At 68.4% G+C, this 17989-nt stretch carries 20 protein-coding genes; 10 read left to right on the forward strand and 10 right to left on the reverse strand.

The genetic code is table 11. From position 1 onward, the window contains the following. Positions 1-8 precede the first annotated feature (8 nt). From ACIA8G_RS31920 to ACIA8G_RS31940, 5 genes are read right to left on the reverse strand one after another with little or no spacing between them, the layout of a single operon-like run. Positions 9-1355 (reverse strand): sulfate adenylyltransferase subunit 1, encoded by a 1347-nt coding sequence (locus ACIA8G_RS31920; protein WP_396422414.1) that lies wholly within the window; start codon positions 1353-1355, stop codon positions 9-11. Continuing rightward, positions 1356-2255 (reverse strand): sulfate adenylyltransferase subunit CysD, encoded by a 900-nt coding sequence (gene cysD / locus ACIA8G_RS31925; protein WP_396422415.1) that lies wholly within the window; start codon positions 2253-2255, stop codon positions 1356-1358. It lies immediately after the preceding gene. After that, positions 2252-2944, reverse strand: a complete 693-nt coding sequence (locus ACIA8G_RS31930) for a phosphoadenylyl-sulfate reductase (RefSeq protein ID WP_396422416.1) — start codon at positions 2942-2944, stop codon at positions 2252-2254. Before ACIA8G_RS31930 ends, cysD begins: the two co-directional genes overlap by 4 nt. Next, positions 2941-3099: a hypothetical protein gene (locus ACIA8G_RS31935; RefSeq protein ID WP_030472080.1), complete on the reverse strand. Its 159-nt coding sequence runs from the start codon at positions 3097-3099 to the stop codon at positions 2941-2943. Before ACIA8G_RS31935 ends, ACIA8G_RS31930 begins: the two co-directional genes overlap by 4 nt. Beyond that, on the reverse strand, positions 3096-4775 hold the full coding sequence (locus ACIA8G_RS31940) for a nitrite/sulfite reductase (RefSeq protein ID WP_396422417.1): 1680 nt from the start codon (positions 4773-4775) through the stop codon (positions 3096-3098). The genes ACIA8G_RS31935 and ACIA8G_RS31940 overlap by 4 nt, the downstream gene beginning before the upstream one ends. Before the next feature lie 369 nt (positions 4776-5144). On the opposite strand from ACIA8G_RS31940, the gene hemW reads away from it, so the two are divergent. Further along, complete coding sequence (gene hemW / locus ACIA8G_RS31945) at positions 5145-6353, forward strand: radical SAM family heme chaperone HemW (RefSeq protein ID WP_396422418.1); 1209 nt, start codon at positions 5145-5147, stop codon at positions 6351-6353. A 3-nt stretch (positions 6354-6356) separates the two neighbouring features. On the opposite strand, the gene ACIA8G_RS31950 is transcribed toward hemW, so the two are convergent. Further along, the gene (locus ACIA8G_RS31950) at positions 6357-6551 is read right to left on the reverse strand and encodes a hypothetical protein (protein ID WP_396422419.1); all 195 of its coding nucleotides are present in this window, start codon (positions 6549-6551) and stop codon (positions 6357-6359) included. A 34-nt stretch (positions 6552-6585) separates the two neighbouring features. Further along, positions 6586-7221, reverse strand: coding sequence for a TetR/AcrR family transcriptional regulator (locus ACIA8G_RS31955; RefSeq protein WP_396422420.1), 636 nt, complete (start codon positions 7219-7221; stop codon positions 6586-6588). 51 nt (positions 7222-7272) lie between these two features. Between ACIA8G_RS31955 and ACIA8G_RS31960 the strand changes: the two genes are divergently transcribed. After that, entirely contained in the window at positions 7273-7800 is a 528-nt protein-coding gene (locus ACIA8G_RS31960; protein WP_396422421.1) for an ester cyclase, read from the forward strand. Here the strand turns inward: ACIA8G_RS31960 and ACIA8G_RS31965 are convergent. Continuing rightward, entirely contained in the window at positions 7781-9514 is a 1734-nt protein-coding gene (locus tag ACIA8G_RS31965) for a hypothetical protein (RefSeq protein WP_396422422.1), read from the reverse strand. The genes ACIA8G_RS31960 and ACIA8G_RS31965 overlap by 20 nt on opposite strands. A 177-nt stretch (positions 9515-9691) precedes the next feature. Here ACIA8G_RS31965 and hrcA point away from each other — a divergent pair, with 177 nt between their 5' ends. The 6 genes from hrcA to ACIA8G_RS31995 all read left to right on the forward strand — a co-directional run bounded on the left by hrcA (position 9692) and on the right by ACIA8G_RS31995 (position 14679). Beyond that, positions 9692-10714, forward strand: coding sequence for a heat-inducible transcriptional repressor HrcA (gene hrcA / locus ACIA8G_RS31970; RefSeq protein WP_396422423.1), 1023 nt, complete (start codon positions 9692-9694; stop codon positions 10712-10714). Between the two features lie 52 nt (positions 10715-10766). Further along, positions 10767-11915 (forward strand): molecular chaperone DnaJ, encoded by a 1149-nt coding sequence (dnaJ, locus tag ACIA8G_RS31975; protein ID WP_396422834.1) that lies wholly within the window; start codon positions 10767-10769, stop codon positions 11913-11915. Further along, positions 11912-12643 (forward strand): 16S rRNA (uracil(1498)-N(3))-methyltransferase, encoded by a 732-nt coding sequence (locus ACIA8G_RS31980; protein WP_396422424.1) that lies wholly within the window; start codon positions 11912-11914, stop codon positions 12641-12643. Before dnaJ ends, ACIA8G_RS31980 begins: the two co-directional genes overlap by 4 nt. A gap of 450 nt (positions 12644-13093) precedes the next feature. After that, positions 13094-13750: an alpha/beta hydrolase gene (locus ACIA8G_RS31985; protein ID WP_396422425.1), complete on the forward strand. Its 657-nt coding sequence runs from the start codon at positions 13094-13096 to the stop codon at positions 13748-13750. A 9-nt stretch (positions 13751-13759) separates the two neighbouring features. Further along, the gene (locus ACIA8G_RS31990) at positions 13760-14350 is read left to right on the forward strand and encodes a TetR/AcrR family transcriptional regulator (protein WP_396422426.1); all 591 of its coding nucleotides are present in this window, start codon (positions 13760-13762) and stop codon (positions 14348-14350) included. Between the two features lie 11 nt (positions 14351-14361). Then, positions 14362-14679 (forward strand): histidine triad nucleotide-binding protein, encoded by a 318-nt coding sequence (locus ACIA8G_RS31995; protein ID WP_396422427.1) that lies wholly within the window; start codon positions 14362-14364, stop codon positions 14677-14679. Between the two features lie 12 nt (positions 14680-14691). Here ACIA8G_RS31995 and ACIA8G_RS32000 read toward each other — a convergent pair whose 3' ends face one another. Continuing rightward, the gene (locus ACIA8G_RS32000) at positions 14692-15477 is read right to left on the reverse strand and encodes a GNAT family N-acetyltransferase (protein WP_396422428.1); all 786 of its coding nucleotides are present in this window, start codon (positions 15475-15477) and stop codon (positions 14692-14694) included. A 14-nt stretch (positions 15478-15491) separates the two neighbouring features. After that, on the reverse strand, positions 15492-16241 hold the full coding sequence (locus tag ACIA8G_RS32005; RefSeq protein WP_396422429.1) for a hypothetical protein: 750 nt from the start codon (positions 16239-16241) through the stop codon (positions 15492-15494). A 144-nt stretch (positions 16242-16385) separates the two neighbouring features. Between ACIA8G_RS32005 and ACIA8G_RS32010 the strand changes: the two genes are divergently transcribed. Both ACIA8G_RS32010 and ybeY read left to right on the forward strand, forming a co-directional pair. Continuing rightward, the gene (locus ACIA8G_RS32010) at positions 16386-17435 is read left to right on the forward strand and encodes a PhoH family protein (protein WP_396422430.1); all 1050 of its coding nucleotides are present in this window, start codon (positions 16386-16388) and stop codon (positions 17433-17435) included. A 5-nt stretch (positions 17436-17440) separates the two neighbouring features. Continuing rightward, positions 17441-17989 carry an rRNA maturation RNase YbeY gene (gene ybeY / locus ACIA8G_RS32015; RefSeq protein ID WP_396422431.1) on the forward strand — a complete coding sequence of 183 codons (549 nt, stop codon included), beginning with the start codon at positions 17441-17443 and terminating at the stop codon, positions 17987-17989.

Consider the following 17989-nt stretch of genomic DNA (forward strand, 5'->3'; position numbering starts at 1 on the left):
AAGGCCTTTCAGGGACCGGGGGAGACGAGGGCGTGGGTGTCGGGGGCAGCGATCTCGCTACCCCCGGTACAGCTCTCCACGCCGTCCTCAAGCAGCGGCAGCGGAGCCCCGACCAGTCCGGCGGCGAGAGTGGAACCGTCACTCGCGTCGATCACCAGGAAGGACCCGGTGCGCCGGCTGAAGCTGTAGTCGTCCAGCGGTACTTCCTCCGCGAGGCGCAAGGCCACGCGGCCGATCTCGTTGAGCTCGAGCGAAGCCGGGCTGTCCACACTGGACAGCGTCTGCTCGTCGAAGCGGTCGCGCAGGTCGGTGACCATCGCCTGCACGGTGCGCGTGCCGTGCTTGACGAGGACACGGGCGCCGGGTCGCAGCGGCTTCTCCGCGAGCCAGCAGAGCGTGGCGTCCAGCTCGTCGGTGACCTTGGGGGCGTTGTCCGCCACCGAGATCAGGTCGCCGCGCGAGATGTCGATGTCGTCGGCCAGCAGCAACGTCACGGACTGGCCCGCCGCCGCCTCGGTCAGTTCGCCGTCCGCCGTGTCGATCTTCGTCACCGTCGAGCGCCTGCCAGAGGGCAGCACCACGATCTCGTCGCCCGGCTTGACCGTGCCCGCGGCCACCAGACCGGCGTAGCCGCGGTAGTCGAGGTGCTCGGCCGTGCGCGGGCGGATCACGTACTGCACCGGGAACCGGAACGGGGCGTCGTGCGGGTCGGGCTCGACCGGCACGTTCTCCAGGTGCTCCAGCAGGGTCGGGCCGGAGTACCACGGCGTGTTCGCGGACTTGTCCACGACGTTGTCGCCGGCCAGAGCGGAAACCGGGATCTCGACCACCGCGTCTTCGGTGTAGCCGAGAGCCGTGGCATGCGCGGTGAACTCCTTGGCGATGCGGGCGAACGTCACCTCGTCGTAGTCCACGAGGTCGATCTTGTTGACGGCCAGGACAAGCCGCGGCACGCCCAGCAATGCGAGCACAGCGGCGTGCCGGCGGGTCTGCTCGATCACGCCCTTGCGCGCGTCGACCAGCAGCACCGCGAGCTGCGCGGTGGAGGCGCCGGTGACCGTGTTGCGGGTGTACTGCACGTGGCCGGGGGTGTCCGCGAGGACGAAGCTGCGCTTCGGCGTCGCGAAGTACCGGTACGCCACGTCGATCGTGATGCCCTGCTCGCGTTCCGACCGCAGGCCGTCGACCAGCAGCGAGAGATCCGGCGTCGCGAGACCGCGGTCGGCGCTCGCGCGGTGCACCGCGTCGAGCGTGTCCGCGAGCACGGACTTGGTGTCGTAGAGCAGCCTGCCGACGAGCGTGGACTTTCCGTCGTCCACGCTGCCTGCCGTAGCCAGCCTCAACAGGTCGCTCATTTAGAAGTAGCCCTCCCGCTTGCGGTCTTCCATGGCGGCCTCGGACAGCCGGTCGTCGGCACGCGTGGCGCCGCGCTCGGTCAGTCGTGACGCGGCGACCTCGGCGATCACCGCGTGGATGTCGGCGGCGTCGGACTCGACGGCGCCCGTGCAGGAGCCGTCACCGACCGTGCGGTAGCGAACCGTCTTGCGCAGCAACGTCTCGCCGTCACCCGCGGTGCCCCACGGGCCTTCGGCGAGCCACATGCCGTCGCGCAGGAACACGTCGCGCTGGTGCGAGTAGTAGATGTCCGGCAGCTCGATGCCTTCGCGCTCGATGTAGTTCCACACGTCGAGCTCGGTCCAGTTCGACAGCGGGAACACCCGGACGTGCTCACCGGCGCGGTGCCGGCCGTTGTAGAGGTTCCACAGCTCCGGACGCTGGCGCTTCGGGTCCCACTGGCCGAACGCGGTGCGCAGGCTGAAGATCCGCTCCTTGGCGCGGGCGCGTTCCTCGTCCCGCCGCCCGCCGCCGAACACCGCGTCGAACTTGTGCGCGGTGATCGAGTCGAGCAGCGGCACGGTCTGCAACGGGTTGCGCGTGCCGTCCGGGCGCTCCTCGAGGCGGCCGTCGTCGATCCAGTCCTGGACCTTCGCGACCTCCAGGCGCAGACCGTGTTGTGCCACAACGCGGTCGCGGAACTCGATGACCTCGTCGAAGTTGTGCCCGGTGTCGACGTGCAGCAGCGGGAACGGCACCGGCGCCGGGTAGAACGCCTTGATCGCGAGATGCAGCAGCAGGGTCGAGTCCTTGCCGCCGGAGAAGAGGATCACCGGCCGGTCGAACTCGCCCGCCACCTCGCGGAAGATGTGGATCGCCTCCGATTCGAGGCGTCCCAGGGTGTCCAGTGCCAGTGTCATCCGTGCAACCCACATTCCGTCTTGGACTGGCCGGCCCACCGGCCGCTGCGGGCGTCCTGCCCCGGCAGCGGCTTGGCGGTGCACGGCGCGCAGCCGATCGAGGGATATCCCTCCTGCACCAGCAAGTTCTCGAGGATTCCCTTTTCCTGGATGTAGGCGTTGAACTCGTCGTCGCTCCAGGGCGCGATCGGGTTGATCTTCACCAGCCCGTTGCGCTCGTCCCACTGCACGATCGGCGTGTTCGCGCGGGTGGGCGCGTCCACGCGGCGCACGCCGGTGACCCACGCGTCGTACTTGGCGAGCTCACGCCGCAGCGGCACGACCTTGCGCAGGTTGCAGCACTGAGCGGGGTTCGACTGGTACAGCAGGCCGAACTCGCGCTCCTGGTCCTCGACCGACTGCTCGGCCGCCGCGTTCACGATGCGCACGTCCGGGTAGACCAGGTCGACCGCGTCGCGCACACCGACCGTCTCCGGGAAGTGGTAGCCGGTCTCCAGGAACAGCACGTCGAAGTCGGGCTTCACCTTGGCCGCGAGGTCGATCAGCACGGCGTCCTGCATGTTCGACGCGACGATGTAGTTGTCGCCGAACGTCCGCGCGGTCCACTCGAGTGCCTCTTCGGCGGTGGCGTCCTTCAGCTCCAGCTCGGCCGCCTCCGCGATGATGCGGAGATCCTCTTTGACGCTCACTTCTTCACCTCCTGCGGCAGGTTCAGACCGACGAACGAGACCTTGAAGACGCGCCGGCAACCGGTGCACAGCCACGCGTAGCTGGGTTCCTCCTGCGGCCGGAGGTCCTCGTCACCGCAGTAGGGGCAGTAGAAGGGCGTCGCGCGTTCGCTCACTTCAGCGCACCTTCTTCCGCACGACCGACCCACTGGGCGAACCGCTCGTCTTCTTCGCGCTGTGCAACGAAGTTCCGCACCACGCGCTCGACGTAGTCGGGGAGCTCCTTCGCGGTCACCTTGTGGCCGCGCAGCTTGCGGCCGAAGCCGGCGTCGAGGCCGAGACCGCCGCCGAGGTGCACCTGGAAGCCCTCGACCTGGTTGCCGTCCTCGTCCGTGACGATCTGGCCCTTGAGGCCGATGTCTGCGGTCTGGATGCGGGCGCAGGAGTTGGGGCAGCCGTTGATGTGCACCGTGATCGGCGCCGTGACGCCGTCGACGATGTCCGCGAGGTTGTGCTCCAGCCTGGTGACCAGCTCGTTCGCCCTGGCCTTGGTCTCGACGATCGCCAGCTTGCAGAACTCGATGCCGGTGCAGGCCATGACCCCGCGCCGCCACGGCGAGGGCTCGGTCTGCAGGCCGAGCTTCGCGAGATCGACCTGCAGCGCCTTGATCTCCTGCTCCGGCACGTCGAGCACGATGATCTTCTGCTGCGGCGTGAGGCGCACGCGCCCCGATCCCGCGCGTTCGACGAGCTTCGCGACCTCGACGAGGATCGAGCCGGACACGCGGCCCGCGATCGGTGCCGCGCCGACGTAGTAGAGGCCGTCCTTCTGCTTGTGCACGCCGATGTGGTCGAGTGCCTTGTCCTGCACCGCAGGCGCGGGGCCGTCGATCAGCTTGCGCTTGAGGTACTCGTCCTCGACGACCTGGCGGAACTTCTCCGGACCCCAGTCCGCGACGAGGAACTTGATGCGCGCGCGGTGACGCAGGCGCCGGTAGCCGTAGTCGCGGAAGACGCTGATGACGGCTTCCCACACGTCCGGCACGTCCTCGAGGGGCACCCACGCGCCGAGTCGCTTGCCCAGCATGGGGTTCGTGGACAGGCCGCCGCCGACCCAGAGGTCGAAGCCGGGGCCGTGCTCGGGGTGGTTCACACCGACGAACGCGATGTCGTGGATCTCGTGGGCCACGTCCTGCAGGCCGGAGATGGCAGTCTTGAACTTGCGCGGCAGGTTGGAGAAGCGCGGGTCACCGATGTAGCGCTCGAGGATGATGTCGATCGCGGGCTGGCCGTCGATGACCTCGTCCTGGGAGATGCCCGCGACCGGCGAACCGAGGATGACGCGCGGGCTGTCGCCGCACGCCTCCATCGTGGTGAGCCCGACCGCTTCGAGCTTCTGCCAGATCGTGGGAACGTCCTCGATCCGGATCCAGTGGTACTGGATGTTCTGCCGGTCGGTGATGTCGGCGGTGTCACGCGCGTACGTGGTCGAGATCTCGCCCAGCACGGTGAGCTGCTGGGTCGTGAGGGCGCCGCCGTCGCTGCGGACGCGCATCATGAAGTACTCGTCGTCCAGCTCTTCCGGCTCCAGCGTCGCCGTGCGGCCGCCGTCGATCCCGGGCTTGCGCTGCGTGTAGAGGCCGTACCAGCGGAACCGTCCACGCAGGTCGGCAGGGTCGATCGAGTCGAAACCGCCACGGGCGTAGATGTTCTCGATGCGGGCCCGGACGTTGAGCGGGTTGTCGTCCTTCTTGCTCCGCTCGTTCGGGTTCAGCGGCTCTCGGTAGCCGAGTGCCCACTGTCCCTCGCCGCGACGCTGCTTGGCGCGCGGTGACGTCTGCGGCGGGACCATCGCCATCCTCCGGGGTTTCGAGGCGCCAGGTGCGCATGCGAGCCCAGAGGTGCTTGTGGTGGGGGCATCGTCAGCGCGCCGGGCGCCGACGGGAACAAATCAGCGCGCGATCAGGCCGAACGACGGCACATCGCGCTGGAGACACGACGGAAGTCGACGTGGCGCCGGGCCACGAGGCGAACTCCAGTCGAATGCATGGGACCAGTGTGCCTGGCGTCCAGTGCATGGTCCACCGCCAACCGAATGCTGGGATTGACGAGGAGAAGTTGACATCCTAGGCTGGTTTCACTCCGTAGTATCTCTGTCACCGACAGACACTTTCCCTGGCTGAACACCGCCAATCGGGCCGTGTAGGGGACACTTGACCCCATGCCCTCCGCTTTGCCCGAAGGCGAGCCCGCGCCCGCCGACGGTTCGCTGCCCGCTTCCGCTCTGGCCGCTGTCGGTACCCGTCCGTTCGGCATCTACGTGCACGTGCCGTTCTGCGCCACCCGGTGCGGCTACTGCGACTTCAACACCTACACGCCGGGCGAGCTCGGCTCGTCCGCGTCGCCCGAGTCGTGGCTGGAGGGCCTGCGCCGCGAACTGGACCTCGCCGCCTCGGTGCTGGGGTCACCTCCCGCGGCCTCGACGGTCTTCGTCGGAGGTGGCACTCCTTCGTTGCTGGGCGCCTCGGGCTTGACCGACGTCCTGGACGCGGTACGCCAGTCGTTCGGCCTGGCCGACGGGGCCGAGGTGACGACCGAGTCGAATCCCGAGTCGACGTCCCTGGAGTTCTTCTCCGGCATCCGCGCCGCCGGCTACACGCGCGTGTCGCTGGGCATGCAGTCCGCCGCCCGCCACGTTCTGCAGGTGCTCGACCGCAAGCACACGCCTGGCCGTCCGCTGGAAGCTGCCCGGGAGGCACGCGCGGCCGGCTTCGAGCACGTGAACCTGGACCTGATCTACGGCACACCGGGGGAGCGGCCCGCGGATCTGGCCACGTCGCTGGACACCGTGCTGGAGGCGGGCGTCGACCACGTGTCCGCCTACGCGTTGATCGTGGAGGACGGCACCGGCCTGGCCCGCCGCATCCGCCGCGGCGACCTGCCGATGCCGGACGACGACGTGCTGGCGTCGTCCTACGAGATGGTCGACTCGGTGCTCTCGGGCGCCGGTTTCTCCTGGTACGAGGTGTCGAACTGGGCCACGTCTCCGGAGGCGCAGTGTCAGCACAACGTCCTGTACTGGAAGGGCGCCGACTGGTGGGGCTTCGGGCCCGGTGCCCACAGCCACGTCGGTGGCGTCCGCTTCTGGAACGTGAAGCACCCGGCTCGCTACTCGTCCCTGCTCGCCGAAGGTGCTTCGCCGGCGGCTGGGCGTGAGGTGCTGTCGGAGGAGGACCAGCGGGTCGAGCGGGTGCTGCTGGAGCTGCGCCTGGCCGAGGGCCTGCCGACCGATGTGCTGGACAGCGCCGGGCGTGAGGAGGCGAAGCAGGCGATCGCCGACGGGCTGCTGGAGCCCCTCGATGATCTGTGCGTGCTGACCGACCGGGGCCGGCTGCTGGCCGACGCCGTGGTCAGGCGGCTGTTGCCGTAGTCGTCACCGGGCGCGCAGGTCGTGCTGACTGTGCACCTCGGTGATCACCTGTCCGCCCTTGCGGTACGTCACGGTGCCCCACCACAACCCGTCCTCCCGGCGGGCCTCCTCCCAGACGACGGCGCCCTCCCACCACTCGCCGTCGCTCTGGACCAGACACGCCCTCCCCGGCGGCCGAAGCCACACCACGTTGTCCACGTTTGGACCCTAGCGACCGGCACCGACAATTCCGCTAGACCAGAGTGGTGGTCATCGCGCGGGTGAGCCAGCGCGTGTAGCGCTCGAGTGACCAGCCCTGGAGCAGGACCAGCCGCTCGTAGTGGTCGATCGCGAGGTAGTTCCACAGCACGTCCCGCACCTCGTCGAGTTCGATGCCCTCGCGCAGGCCGCCGGTGCCGAGCAGATGGCGGCCCAGCATCGTCATGCCGGTGAGGCCCTCCTCGGTGAGTTTCGCCCAGATCGGTTCGAGCGAGTCGTCGACGTGCCTGCCGTCGCGGATCAGGATCTGCACCTTCGCCGACCGCGCCTGCCTCCCGGCCAGCCCCTCGGCGAACAGCGCGATCTTGCGGCGGACGTCGGGCTCGTCGCCGATCTCCCGTGCGGCAGGGCGTTGGGCGACCGGCACCGGTTCGTCGTCGCCCGCGATCACCACGTCGAACACGGCCTTGGCCAGTGCGGCCTTGGTGCCGAAGCCCTTGTAGATGCTCTCCGCCGACACCCCGGCGTGCTTGGCGACCGCGGCGATCGTCGTCGTGCGAAACCCGTCGCGCTCGAACAGCTCACGGGCCGCGAGCACGACGGAGAGCCGCCGGGCGCGCGCCTGCTCACGCCGTCCGGAGGAGTCGTAAGACCTCTTGACTTGTGCCATTCCTCGTTCCAAGCTTTAGATACAGTCCAACTGTATCTGATTGGGGACGTCATGACCACGAACGTGTCGGCCGATCCGATCGCTCTCGCCGTGCGCAGCATCCACGCCATGGCGAGCGGTGACCGGGCGGACTTCGAGCCCTTGTACCACCCGCTCGCCACCGACCGGGAGAACGCGGTCCAGCCGCCGTCTTCGCGGGTGCCGGGACCGGACGGCTTCTACTCGACGGCGCTGTGGTTGCGCGGCGCGTGCGCCGACCTGCACTACGACATCCACCACGCGGTCGCGGACGGCGACCTGGTGGTGGTGAACTCGACCATGCACGGCAGACAGATCGCCCCGTGGGTGTTCTACGACGCCGATGCCGAGGTGGACTCCGCGTTTCCGCCCACCGGCCGGACGTTCGCGGTGACCCAGTCCCACTGGTTCCGGCTCGAGGACGGCCGGATCGTGGAGCACTGGGCCAACCGCGACGACCTCGGCGTCGGGCAGCAGCTCGGCTGGGTTCCGCCGACACCTGTCTACCTGGTGAAGATGGCGCTGGCCAAGCGGCGTGCGGTCAGGGCCGCGGCACTTTGATGCCGGAATAGCGGTCCCAGCCTTCGGAGATCCGCTTCGCGTACAGGTCGGCCTGGGCCGCGTCGACCACCCAGTTCCACTCCCCGGTCGCCGGCGCCGGGTACGCCCTCACTTGTGCGGCAACGGTTTGCGCCTCGTCGAGACCTGCCCAGATCGTGCCGGCGAGTTCCACCGACGGGTGCTGGACGTAGATCCGGTAACCGAAGTAGGCCTTCGCGACGGACCTGTGCAGCTTCGCGGTCAGCACGGTCCGTTCGAAGTAGGCCTTCAGTTGCGCGTAGTCGTTGGGGCGCAGCAACTTCCGGACGTGCTCGACGTCCTTGAGCGAGGCTTCGGCGAGCATGACGCCGTGGTCCTTCTCGATGTTGATGTAGTTCAGGTACTCCTGGGTCATCAGGTTGCCCGGCGTGACCCAGCCGCGGTCGAGCACGTACCCGGCCTCACGGCGCAGGATGCCGTCGGTCTTGCAGTGCGGCGGCGCCAGGTGGTTCGCGACGTCGATCCAGTAGTGGAACTTCTTGTTCACGCCGTGCCGCACGTACGTGGTGGGCGGGTCGATCCACTTGCCGGACACGCTGCGGTGGTAGCTGGAGCAGTACGGGTCGAAGTCCAGGCGCGAGTGGTTCGCGTTGTTGCTGCCCAACGTGTACAGCGTCGACGTGATGATCTCCGGTGACCTCGCCAGCGCCCGTGCGACGCGCGGTGCGGCGAGCAGGCCGTACTTGCGGGCCGCGAACTCCAGGTAGATCTGCGAGTTCGACGCGCCTTCCGAAGCCCGTTTCAGCGCGAACAGGTTGATCTCGGTGGGAGTGTTGGTGATGCGCGACTCGTCGTAGCGGTCGGTGCGGGCGACGTAGCCGATCACGTTGGGCAGCTTGCGGTAGTGCCGCAGGCGGTCGGCGTGCTCGGCGACGAGCGCGTTCGCGATCTTGCCCTGGCCGTTGTACTCGCCGGTGGTGTCGTACTCGATCAGCACCGGGCGCTTGATCTTCGGGACGGTCACGTCGATCGGGTGCGTCAGGAAGAAGTCGTGCGGCTGCGCCTTGGCCATCACGCGGATGCGCTTGTTCTGCACGCGGTCGATCGCGCCGATCGTGCGGTCCATCTCGGCGGGGTAGTAGCCGAACGTGCGCAGGTACAGCAGCATGCCGCGTTCGTCGATGACCGAGGCGATCTGGTCGACGAGGTAGGCGAGCTTCTCCTCGGCGGTCTTCAGCCGTGCAGAGTACTGGTTCTCGACGCGGGCGCCGGTCTCGATGAACGTCAGGATGATCGAGTCGACGTCCGGCACCAGGTCGAGCATCTGCCGGTAGTCGCCGCGGAACCAGTCCCAGAACGCCGGGTTGTCCAGGTCGATCGTGCCGTTCGGGCCGCTGCGGAACTGGGCGGGGTAGTAGGCGAGGTTGTAGAGGGCGTGGTCCCAGGCGGCGACCTCCTCGATGCCCGACGAGTGGGCCAGGTCGGTCAGCCGGTTCACCTGTGCCTGCCGGCGCGGGTCGCGGACCTCCTGCAGGTCGTGCACCACGTCGTGGGACAGCTGCAGGTGGTTGACCTGGTATTTCCTGGCAGACGCGAGTACCTCGCCGGCGCCGGAGTCGCTGTCGGAGAGGATGGTCCAGCCGCGGATCGCGTTCCGGCTCGAACCATCCGCCACCGCGGCACCGGGCGGAGCGAGCAGGGTCACTCCGAGCAGCAGGCAGATCAGTCTGTGCATGCGCGCACCCCTCACTTGACCGGGGCGACGGCGCCTTTACCCAACGGTTTGATTGAGCCGTCAGTCAAGCGAACCGGGGAGTTCTGCGGTGTTTACATCCGGTGGGGTTCAGAGCGGGCGCCCGGCAGCAAACCGGCTGGGTAAACTCGGGAGTACGGGACACGGAGGTGAACAGCGGTGAACGCCGATGAGCGTCGGTTCGAGGTGCTACGCGCCATCGTCGCCGACTACGTGTCCAACCAGGAGCCCGTGGGGTCGAAAGCGCTGGTCGATCGGCACAACCTGGGGGTGTCGAGCGCGACCGTGCGCAACGACATGGCCGCGCTGGAGGACGAGGGCTACATCGCCCAGCCGCACACCAGCGCGGGCCGCGTGCCGACCGACAAGGGCTACCGGCTCTTCGTCGACAAGCTGAGCGAGATCAAGCCGCTGTCGCAGGCGGAGCGGCGGGCCATCCGCAGCTTCCTCGACGGTGCGCTCGACCTCGACGACGTGATGCGCCGCAGCGTGCGGTTGCTCGCGCAGCTCACCAGGCAGGTCGCGGTGATCCAGGTGCCGACCCTGTCGCGTGCGGCCGTGCGGCATCTCGAAGTGCTGCCGATCACGCCGTCGCGGCTGATGCTCGTGCTGATCACCGACACCGGCCGCGTCGACCAGCGGATCGTCGAGCTGGGCGACGTGATCAGTGAGGGCGCCGTGGCGAAGCTGCGCGGTGTGCTGAACCAGGCGATGGCGGGCCAGCGCCTGGCCGACGCCTCGGTCAAGGTCGCCGAACTGCCCGACGAGGTGCCGCACGACCTGCGCGAACCGATGGTGCGGGTCGCCACGGTGCTGATCGAGACGCTGGTCGAACACCCGGAGGAACGGCTGGTGCTCGGCGGCACCGCGAACCTCACCCGCAACGTGGCCGACTTCCCCGGCTCGCTCCGGCAGGTGCTGGAGGCGCTCGAGGAACAGGTCATCGTGCTCAAGCTGCTCGCCGCCTCGCGCGACCCCGGTCGCGTGCTGGTGCGCATCGGCGAGGAGAACGAGGCGGCTGAGATGCGCAGCACTTCGGTGGTGTCCATCGGCTACGGCAGCCGCGACAATCCGCTGGGCGGCCTCGGCGTCGTAGGACCCACGCGCATGGACTACCCAGGAACCATGGCGGCCGTGCGTGCGGTCGCCAACTACGTCGGTGAGATCCTGACCGGTCGCTGACGTACTTGCCCACATGTACTTGCGGTAATTGATGAAGACGAAAGCGAACAAGGTGGCCAGGGATTACTACGGCATCCTCGGTGTCTCGCAGAACGCGACACAGGATGAGATCAAGCGCGCCTATCGCAAGCTCGCCAGGCAGCTGCACCCGGACGTCAATCCCAACGAGGAGGCCCGCTTCAAGGAGGTGACGGCCGCCTACGAGGTGTTGTCGAACCCCGAGAAGCGTCGCGTGGTCGACCTCGGCGGCGACCCGCTCGACTCCGGCGGCGGTGGCCGCGCGGGCGGCGACCCGTTCGCGGGCTTCGGTCTCGGCGACATCATGGACGCCTTCTTCGGCGCCTCGACCGGCGGCGGCCGCGGTCCGCGCAGCCGCGTGCAGCCGGGCTCCGACGCGTTGATCCGGCTCGACATGACGCTGGAGGAGTGCGCGGCGGGCGCCAGCCGTGAGCTGACCGTCGACACCGCGATCCTGTGCGACCGCTGCCACGGCGGCGGCGCGAACGGCGACTCCAAGCCGGTCCGCTGCGACACCTGCAACGGCCGCGGCGAGGTCCAGTCCGTGCAGCGCTCGTTCCTCGGCCAGGTCGTGACGTCGCGCCCGTGCCCGGTGTGCCGCGGCTTCGGCGAGGTCATCCCCGACCCGTGCCAGCAGTGCCAGGGCGACGGCCGCGTCCGCTCGCGCCGCACCATCTCGGTGAACATCCCGGCGGGTGTCGCCGAGGGCATGCGCGTGCGCCTCGCGGGCCAGGGCGAGGTCGGCCCCGGCGGCGGCCCGGCCGGCGACCTCTACGTCGAGGTCGAGGAGCACCCGCACGACATCTTCGAGCGTGACGGCGCCGACCTGCACTGCATCGTGCAGATCCCGATGACGACGGCCGCCCTGGGCGCCACGTTGCCGCTGAAGACGCTGGACGGCGAGGAAGAGCTCCAGATCGACCCCGGCACGCAGCCGAACACGCAGCTGGTGCTCACCGGCCGCGGCATGCCGAAGCTGCGCTCCACGGGCCGCGTCGACGGCCGTGGCGACCTGCACGTGCACCTCGAGGTCGTCGTGCCCACGAAGCTCGACGCGGCGCAGGCGTCGTTGTTGCGCGACCTCGCCGAGATGCGTGGCGAGAACGAGCCTTCGTTGTCGCACAACGGCAAGGGCGGCGGCGGTCTGTTCTCCCGCCTGCGTGCCTCGCGCGGTCACCGGTGACCCTGCCGGTCTTCCTCGTCGAGGCGTTGCCCGCAGCCGAGGAGTTCACGCTGGACGGCCCCGAAGGCCGGCACGCGGCGAACGTGCGCCGTCTGCGTGAGGGCGAGGAACTGCTGGTGTCCGACGGCTCGGGTGCGTTGGCGCACTGCGAGGTCATCGGGGTGGAAGACGCCGCGCTGTTGTTGTGCGTCCTGAAACGCTGGGTCGAGCCTGAACCGGCCCCACGCGTGGTGCTCGCCCAGGCCCTGGTGAAGGGCGACCGCGGCGAGCTCGCCGTCGAGCTCGCGACCGAGGCCGGAGTGGACGGTGTCGTGCCCTGGCGCGCGGCTCGTTGCGTGGCCAAGTGGGAGGACGGTCCGCGCGGCGCGAAAGCGTTGGGGCGCTGGCGTTCCACGGTTCGCGAGGCGGCGAAGCAGGCCCGTCGCGCGCGAGTTCCGTTCGTCGACGAACCGGTGACGACGGCGCAGCTGTCCAAGCGCGTGTCGGCGTCGGCGTTGACGCTCGTGTTGCACGAGAGCGCGTCCGAGCGTTTGTCGGACATCGAACTGCCTGCTTCCGGAGACGTACTGCTCGTGGTGGGTCCGGAAGGCGGAATCACGCCCGAAGAACTGGAAGCGTTGCGGTCTTCGGGTGCGTGTGTCGTCCGATTGGGTCCAACCGTTCTGCGTGCTTCTACCGCTGCGGCGGTTGCTCTTGGTGCCCTTGGGGTACTTACCGACCGCTGGTGACCCCGATCACTCCGAAGATGAACATCGGATGGATTGGCTTGATGGAAGTTGTAGCGAACCGCAGGCCCGTGGGGTTACCCTTGTCGGCAGAGGGGTTGATTGGTCTATCCGGAAACGGAGTAGACGATTAGGCCCTTCTGACCAAAAGACTCGCCGGACACCTCCCCCCTCGGTCCGGCGTCGGCGCCCCGCGGCGAAGCGACCCCCAGGCTTCGGACCGCGGGGCGCCTCTTTCGGTCTCGGTCCTCCCTGCTCGGCGCTGGCGCGCCTTCGCTGGTCGGACCGAAAGCGTGTTTTTTGGGGGCCCAGCCCCCAAACCCCAGCCGGGGGCTTCGCCCCCGGACCCCCTGGCCGGCTCGACGCTTCGCGTCATCGCGGCCCAACCCAGGTGGCTTGGTGTTTGGGCTTTGGGTTGTCGTGGGGTGTTCGTGATTCGCGTAGGTTTTGTGGGTGCAGCGAATTGCTTACGGGGCGCATCCCAGTCAGTTTGGTGAGCTTTACCTTCCTGGTGGGGTTACTCAGGGTGCTGTTGTCGTCATTCATGGTGGGTTTTGGCATCAGCGGTATGGGCTGGAGTTGGGGCGGCCGTTGGCTGAGGTGCTTGTTGGGGAGGGGTTTGCTGTTTGGAACGTTGAGTATCGGCGTGTTGGTGGGGGTGGGGGGTGGCCTCAGACTGGCGAGGACGTTCTTGCTGCCATTGATGCCGTTGATATTGGGCCCGTTGTTGCGCTTGGGCACAGTGCTGGGGGGCATCTCGCTGTGTGGGCGGCCAAGCACAGTGCGCGAGTGGTCGGAGCTGTGGCTCAGGCTGGGGTGCTGGACTTCACACGGGACGTTACTGAGCGGGCGTTGGAGTTGTGTTCGGAGGAGCAGTTTGGGGTTGCCTCGCCGGCTGCCTTGGTGCCTATTGGCAAGCCTGTGATCTGCGTGCATGGTGATCTTGACGAGGATGTGCCGCTTGCGCAGAGTGTTGGGTTCTGTGCTGTGGAACCGCAGGCTGAGCTGATCGTGGTGGAGGGGGCTGGGCACATGGACATGATCACGCCGGGGACCGATTCGTGGGATCGCTGCCGCGCCTCGGTCGTTCGACTCGCAATTAACTGCTAAAAAGATCACGTGCCAAAGGTTGTCGACCACGACGAACGGCGCCGCGAACTGGCCGAGGCCATGTGGCGCATCGTGCAACGGGACGGGATCGAGCACGCCACTGTGCGCGCTATCGCAGCCGAGTCCGGGTGGTCGAGCGGGTCGTTACGCCACTACTTCCCCACGCAGGACGCTTTGCTGGGATTTGCGATGGAGCTCGCGTACCAGCGGTTCCTCAAGCGGTTCGAGCAGGTTGATCAGACGCTGGGGCACCGGGATCTGCTGAGAGCCATCACGCACGAGGTCCTCGCGCTCGACGAAGAACGCCGCGTCGAGGCCGGTGTGCTGCTGTCGTTCCTGCCGCGGGCGCTGGTGGAGCCGTCGCTGCACAAGCTGGAGCGCGATGCCACCCGCGAGTTCTACGCCGAGTACGCGCGCATCATCGAAGCCGCGCAGGAGGCGGGGGAGTTGCGTCCCGGCGTGGTGCCGATGAAGGCGGCGCGGCGGTTCCTCGCGCTGGTCGACGGACTCAACATCCATCACCAGTTCGGGCCGGACGACATCACCCCCGAGGAGATGATCGAGGCCATCGACGCCTACCTGGACACCATCTTCGTCTAGGTTTCAGGGCTATGGCCTGCCTGTTCTGCCGGATCGTCGCGGGGGAGATTCCCGCGACGATCGTGCACGAGACGCCGACGACGCTCGCGTTCCGCGACATCCACCCCAAGGCGCCGGTGCACGTGCTGTTCATCCCGCGTGAGCACGTGCCGAACGCCGTGGCGCTCGACCGCGACCAGCTCGGTGACCTCTTCGCCGCCGCGAAGGAGGTCGCCGAGGCCGAGGGCGTCGCCGAGAGCGGGTACCGGTTGCAGTTCAACACCGGTCCCGACGGTGGGCAGGAGGTCTTCCACGCCCACCTCCACCTGCTCGGCGGCAGAAAGCTCTAGGGCCTGCAGGCTCTAGCCGAGGGCCTGCAGCAGTGGTGCGTGGTAGCGGGCGCGGTCGCCGGGCAGCTGCTCGGCGTTCCTGACCATCCAGGCGCACTCGCCCCACGACTCGTCGATGCCGTTCGCCCGGACGAACGCGATGACCTCGGGGTCGTGCACGTCGACGCGCACGCTGCCGTGGCCTGCGGCGGAGTCGGCGATGAGCGCGCACGCGTCGGCGGGGGAGTCGGCGATGACCGGGCCGATCAGCCGCCGCCCGTCGCGGACCTGCCACGAGCCCGCGATGCCGTTCGGTGAGATCCGCACGGACCCCATTTCGAGCAGCGACTTCCACAGGAACGGCCGCGTGAGGCCGGTGACCTTGGCGTCCAGTGCGACGAGGTCGTCGAGGTCCGCGGCCGTGGCGATCTCCGATATATTGGATATCGGTCCGGTGAAGACGCCTGTGTGGATGTCGGTGAAGCCGACGGCGTGGAAGCCGAGCTGCTCGTAGAGCGGGCGGCCCATCGACGTCGCGAACAGCGTCGAGACGCCGGTGTCCACTACGTGGGACACCAGTCGGCGGGCGTGGCCCTGGCGTTCACGCCGCTGGGCGACGAGCACCATGCTGATCGACGCCAGCTCCGGGTAGCGCGTCACGATCGTCGTGCCGACGAGGCCGTCGTCGTCGAACAGACCCCAGCCCTCGCCGTGGGTCAGCAGGAACGCCCACTTGCTCTCCTCGCGCGGCCACGAACGGCTCTCGGCCAGGTCGGAGCACGCGGTCAGGTCGTCCGCGGTCAGTCGTCGCAGTTCCAAAGGTCGTCCCCCAGTCATCCGAGTGCGTGCGAGGCAGGCGCGAAGTAGCGCGACCGGTCGCCCGGCACGTCCGCGGCGCCGCGCACCATCAGCGCGCAGCCACCGTTGCGCGCCTCGAAGCCTTGCCCCAGCAGGAAAGCCGCCACGTCCGCGGCACCCGTGTCCACGCGGACCTCGCCCGCGCCGGCGGCCACGTCGGCGATCATCTCGCACGCGGCGGCGGCGTCCGGCGCGATCAGCGGGCCGACGGTGAGACCGCCGCCACTCGGGCGGGTGCTGATCAGGCCGTGGTCCGACCTGCGCAGCGTGTACGACGACGCCGGGTCGACCAGCCGCTCCCACAGCGCGTACCGCGAGAACCCGCTCACCTCGCGGTCGAGCGCCGCCAGCTCCGGCACGTCGGCAGGCGTGGCGGGCCGGGTCACGGCGGTGCCCGCGCCGTCGATCACGCCGAAGTAGGACTTCGTCGCCCCGACCGGGTGAAAGCCGAGCCTCACGTACAGCGCCTCGGCCATCGGAGTCGCGTAGAGCACCGACGGACCCGCATCCAATATATTGGATATCAGCGTGGTGGCGATGCCTCGCCGTGCGGCCCACGAACCGACCAGCACGCCGCTGATCGCCTGCATTTCGGGATACGGCGTGACGAGCGTCGTGGCCAGCAACCCGGTCTCGTCGAACGCACCCCAGCCCGGACCGAGCGAGAGCATCAGCTCCCACTGCGCCGGTGTCCACGCCCAACCCCGGTCCGTCACGAGCTTCATGCACTCGGGTACGTCGTCAACGCCAAGCCTGCGGATCTCCACGGTTCCCGAGCACACACCGTGAGCAATCCGGTAGCCACTCATTTTCGGCCGGACTAGCATCGACACACCAGATCCGAGCGACAGGAAGCAGGCCGGGGCCACGTGGCCGAAGAAACACAGCAGAGCAACAAGGAAGGTCAGTCCCGGTTCGCCGTGCCGGAAGGTGCGGTGCTCACCCTGCTGGGGTCGCGTGACGAGAACCTCCGGCTCGCGGAGGACCTCCTCGACGCCGACGTGCACGTGCGCGGGAACGAGATCACCTTGTCCGGCGACCCCGCCGACGTGGCCTTCGCGGAACGAGTCTTCTCCGAGCTCATCACCCTCGCCGGCCGGGGTACGGCCATCGGCCAGGACACCGTCCGCCGCATCGTCACGATGCTGAGCGCGAACGAGGCGGAGTCGCCCGCCGAGATCCTGAGCCTCGACATCATCAGCCGCCGCGGCCGCACGATCCGGCCGAAGACGCTGAACCAGAAGCACTACGTCGACGCGATCGACAAGAACACCATCGTGTTCGGCATCGGTCCCGCCGGCACCGGCAAGACCTACCTCGCCATGGCCAAGGCCGTGCAGGCGCTGCAGTCCAAGCAGGTCAACCGGATCATCCTGACCCGTCCGGCCGTCGAGGCCGGCGAGCGGCTCGGCTACCTGCCGGGCACGCTGTACGAGAAGATCGACCCGTACCTGCGCCCGCTCTACGACGCGCTGCACGACATGGTCGACCCGGAGTCGATCCCGCGCCTCACCCAGGCCGGCACGATCGAGGTCGCGCCGCTCGCGTTCATGCGCGGTAGATCGTTGAACGACGCGTTCATCATCCTCGACGAGGCGCAGAACACGACGCCCGAGCAGATGAAGATGTTCCTCACACGGCTCGGCTTCGGCTCGAAGATCGTGGTGACGGGTGACATCACCCAGGTCGACCTGCCGGGCGGCCAGCGCAGCGGTCTCAAGGTCGTCAAGGACATCCTCGAAGGCGTCGAAGACGTGCACTTCTCGCTGCTGACCAGCCAGGACGTGGTGCGTCACCGCCTGGTCGGGGACATCGTCGACGCCTACGACAAGTGGCAGGTCCAGCAGGACCTCGTCGACCAGAACGGGCAACACCACGGACCCGGTGCACGCCGGGGGAACCAGCGCCGGGGACGATAGGCGCCGTGAGCATCGAGATCGCCAACGAGTCGGGCGTCGGAGTCGACGAGGGTTCCATCGTCTCCGCCGCCCGCTTCGCGCTGGACCGCATGGGCGTGAGCCCGCTGGCCGAGCTGTCCGTCCTGCTCGTCGAGCTGGACGTGATGGCGGACCTGCACGAGCGCTGGATGGACCTGCCCGGTCCGACGGACGTCATGGCCTTCCCCATGGACGAGCTGGACTCCGCGCGCCGCCCCGACGCCGCCGGCCTCGGGCCAGCGCTGCTCGGGGACATCGTGCTGTGCCCGGCGTTCGCCAAGGACCAGGCCAAGAAGGCGGGCCACGGCCTGCTGGACGAGCTGCACCTGCTGACCGTGCACGGCGTGCTGCACCTGCTCGGCTACGACCACGCCGAGCCCGCCGAGGAACGTGAGATGTTCACGCTGCAGAACCGCATCCTCGCGGACTTCCGCAGCGCGCGGGACGAGGCGGAGCGGGCCGCGCACCAGCGCAGCACCGACGACAAGGTGCTCGGCGCGGTCGGCCTGGACGAGCAGAAGCCCGAAGAAGCCTGA

The organism is Lentzea sp. NPDC051213, assembly GCF_044455585.1.
Lineage (GTDB): Bacteria > Actinomycetota > Actinomycetes > Mycobacteriales > Pseudonocardiaceae > Lentzea.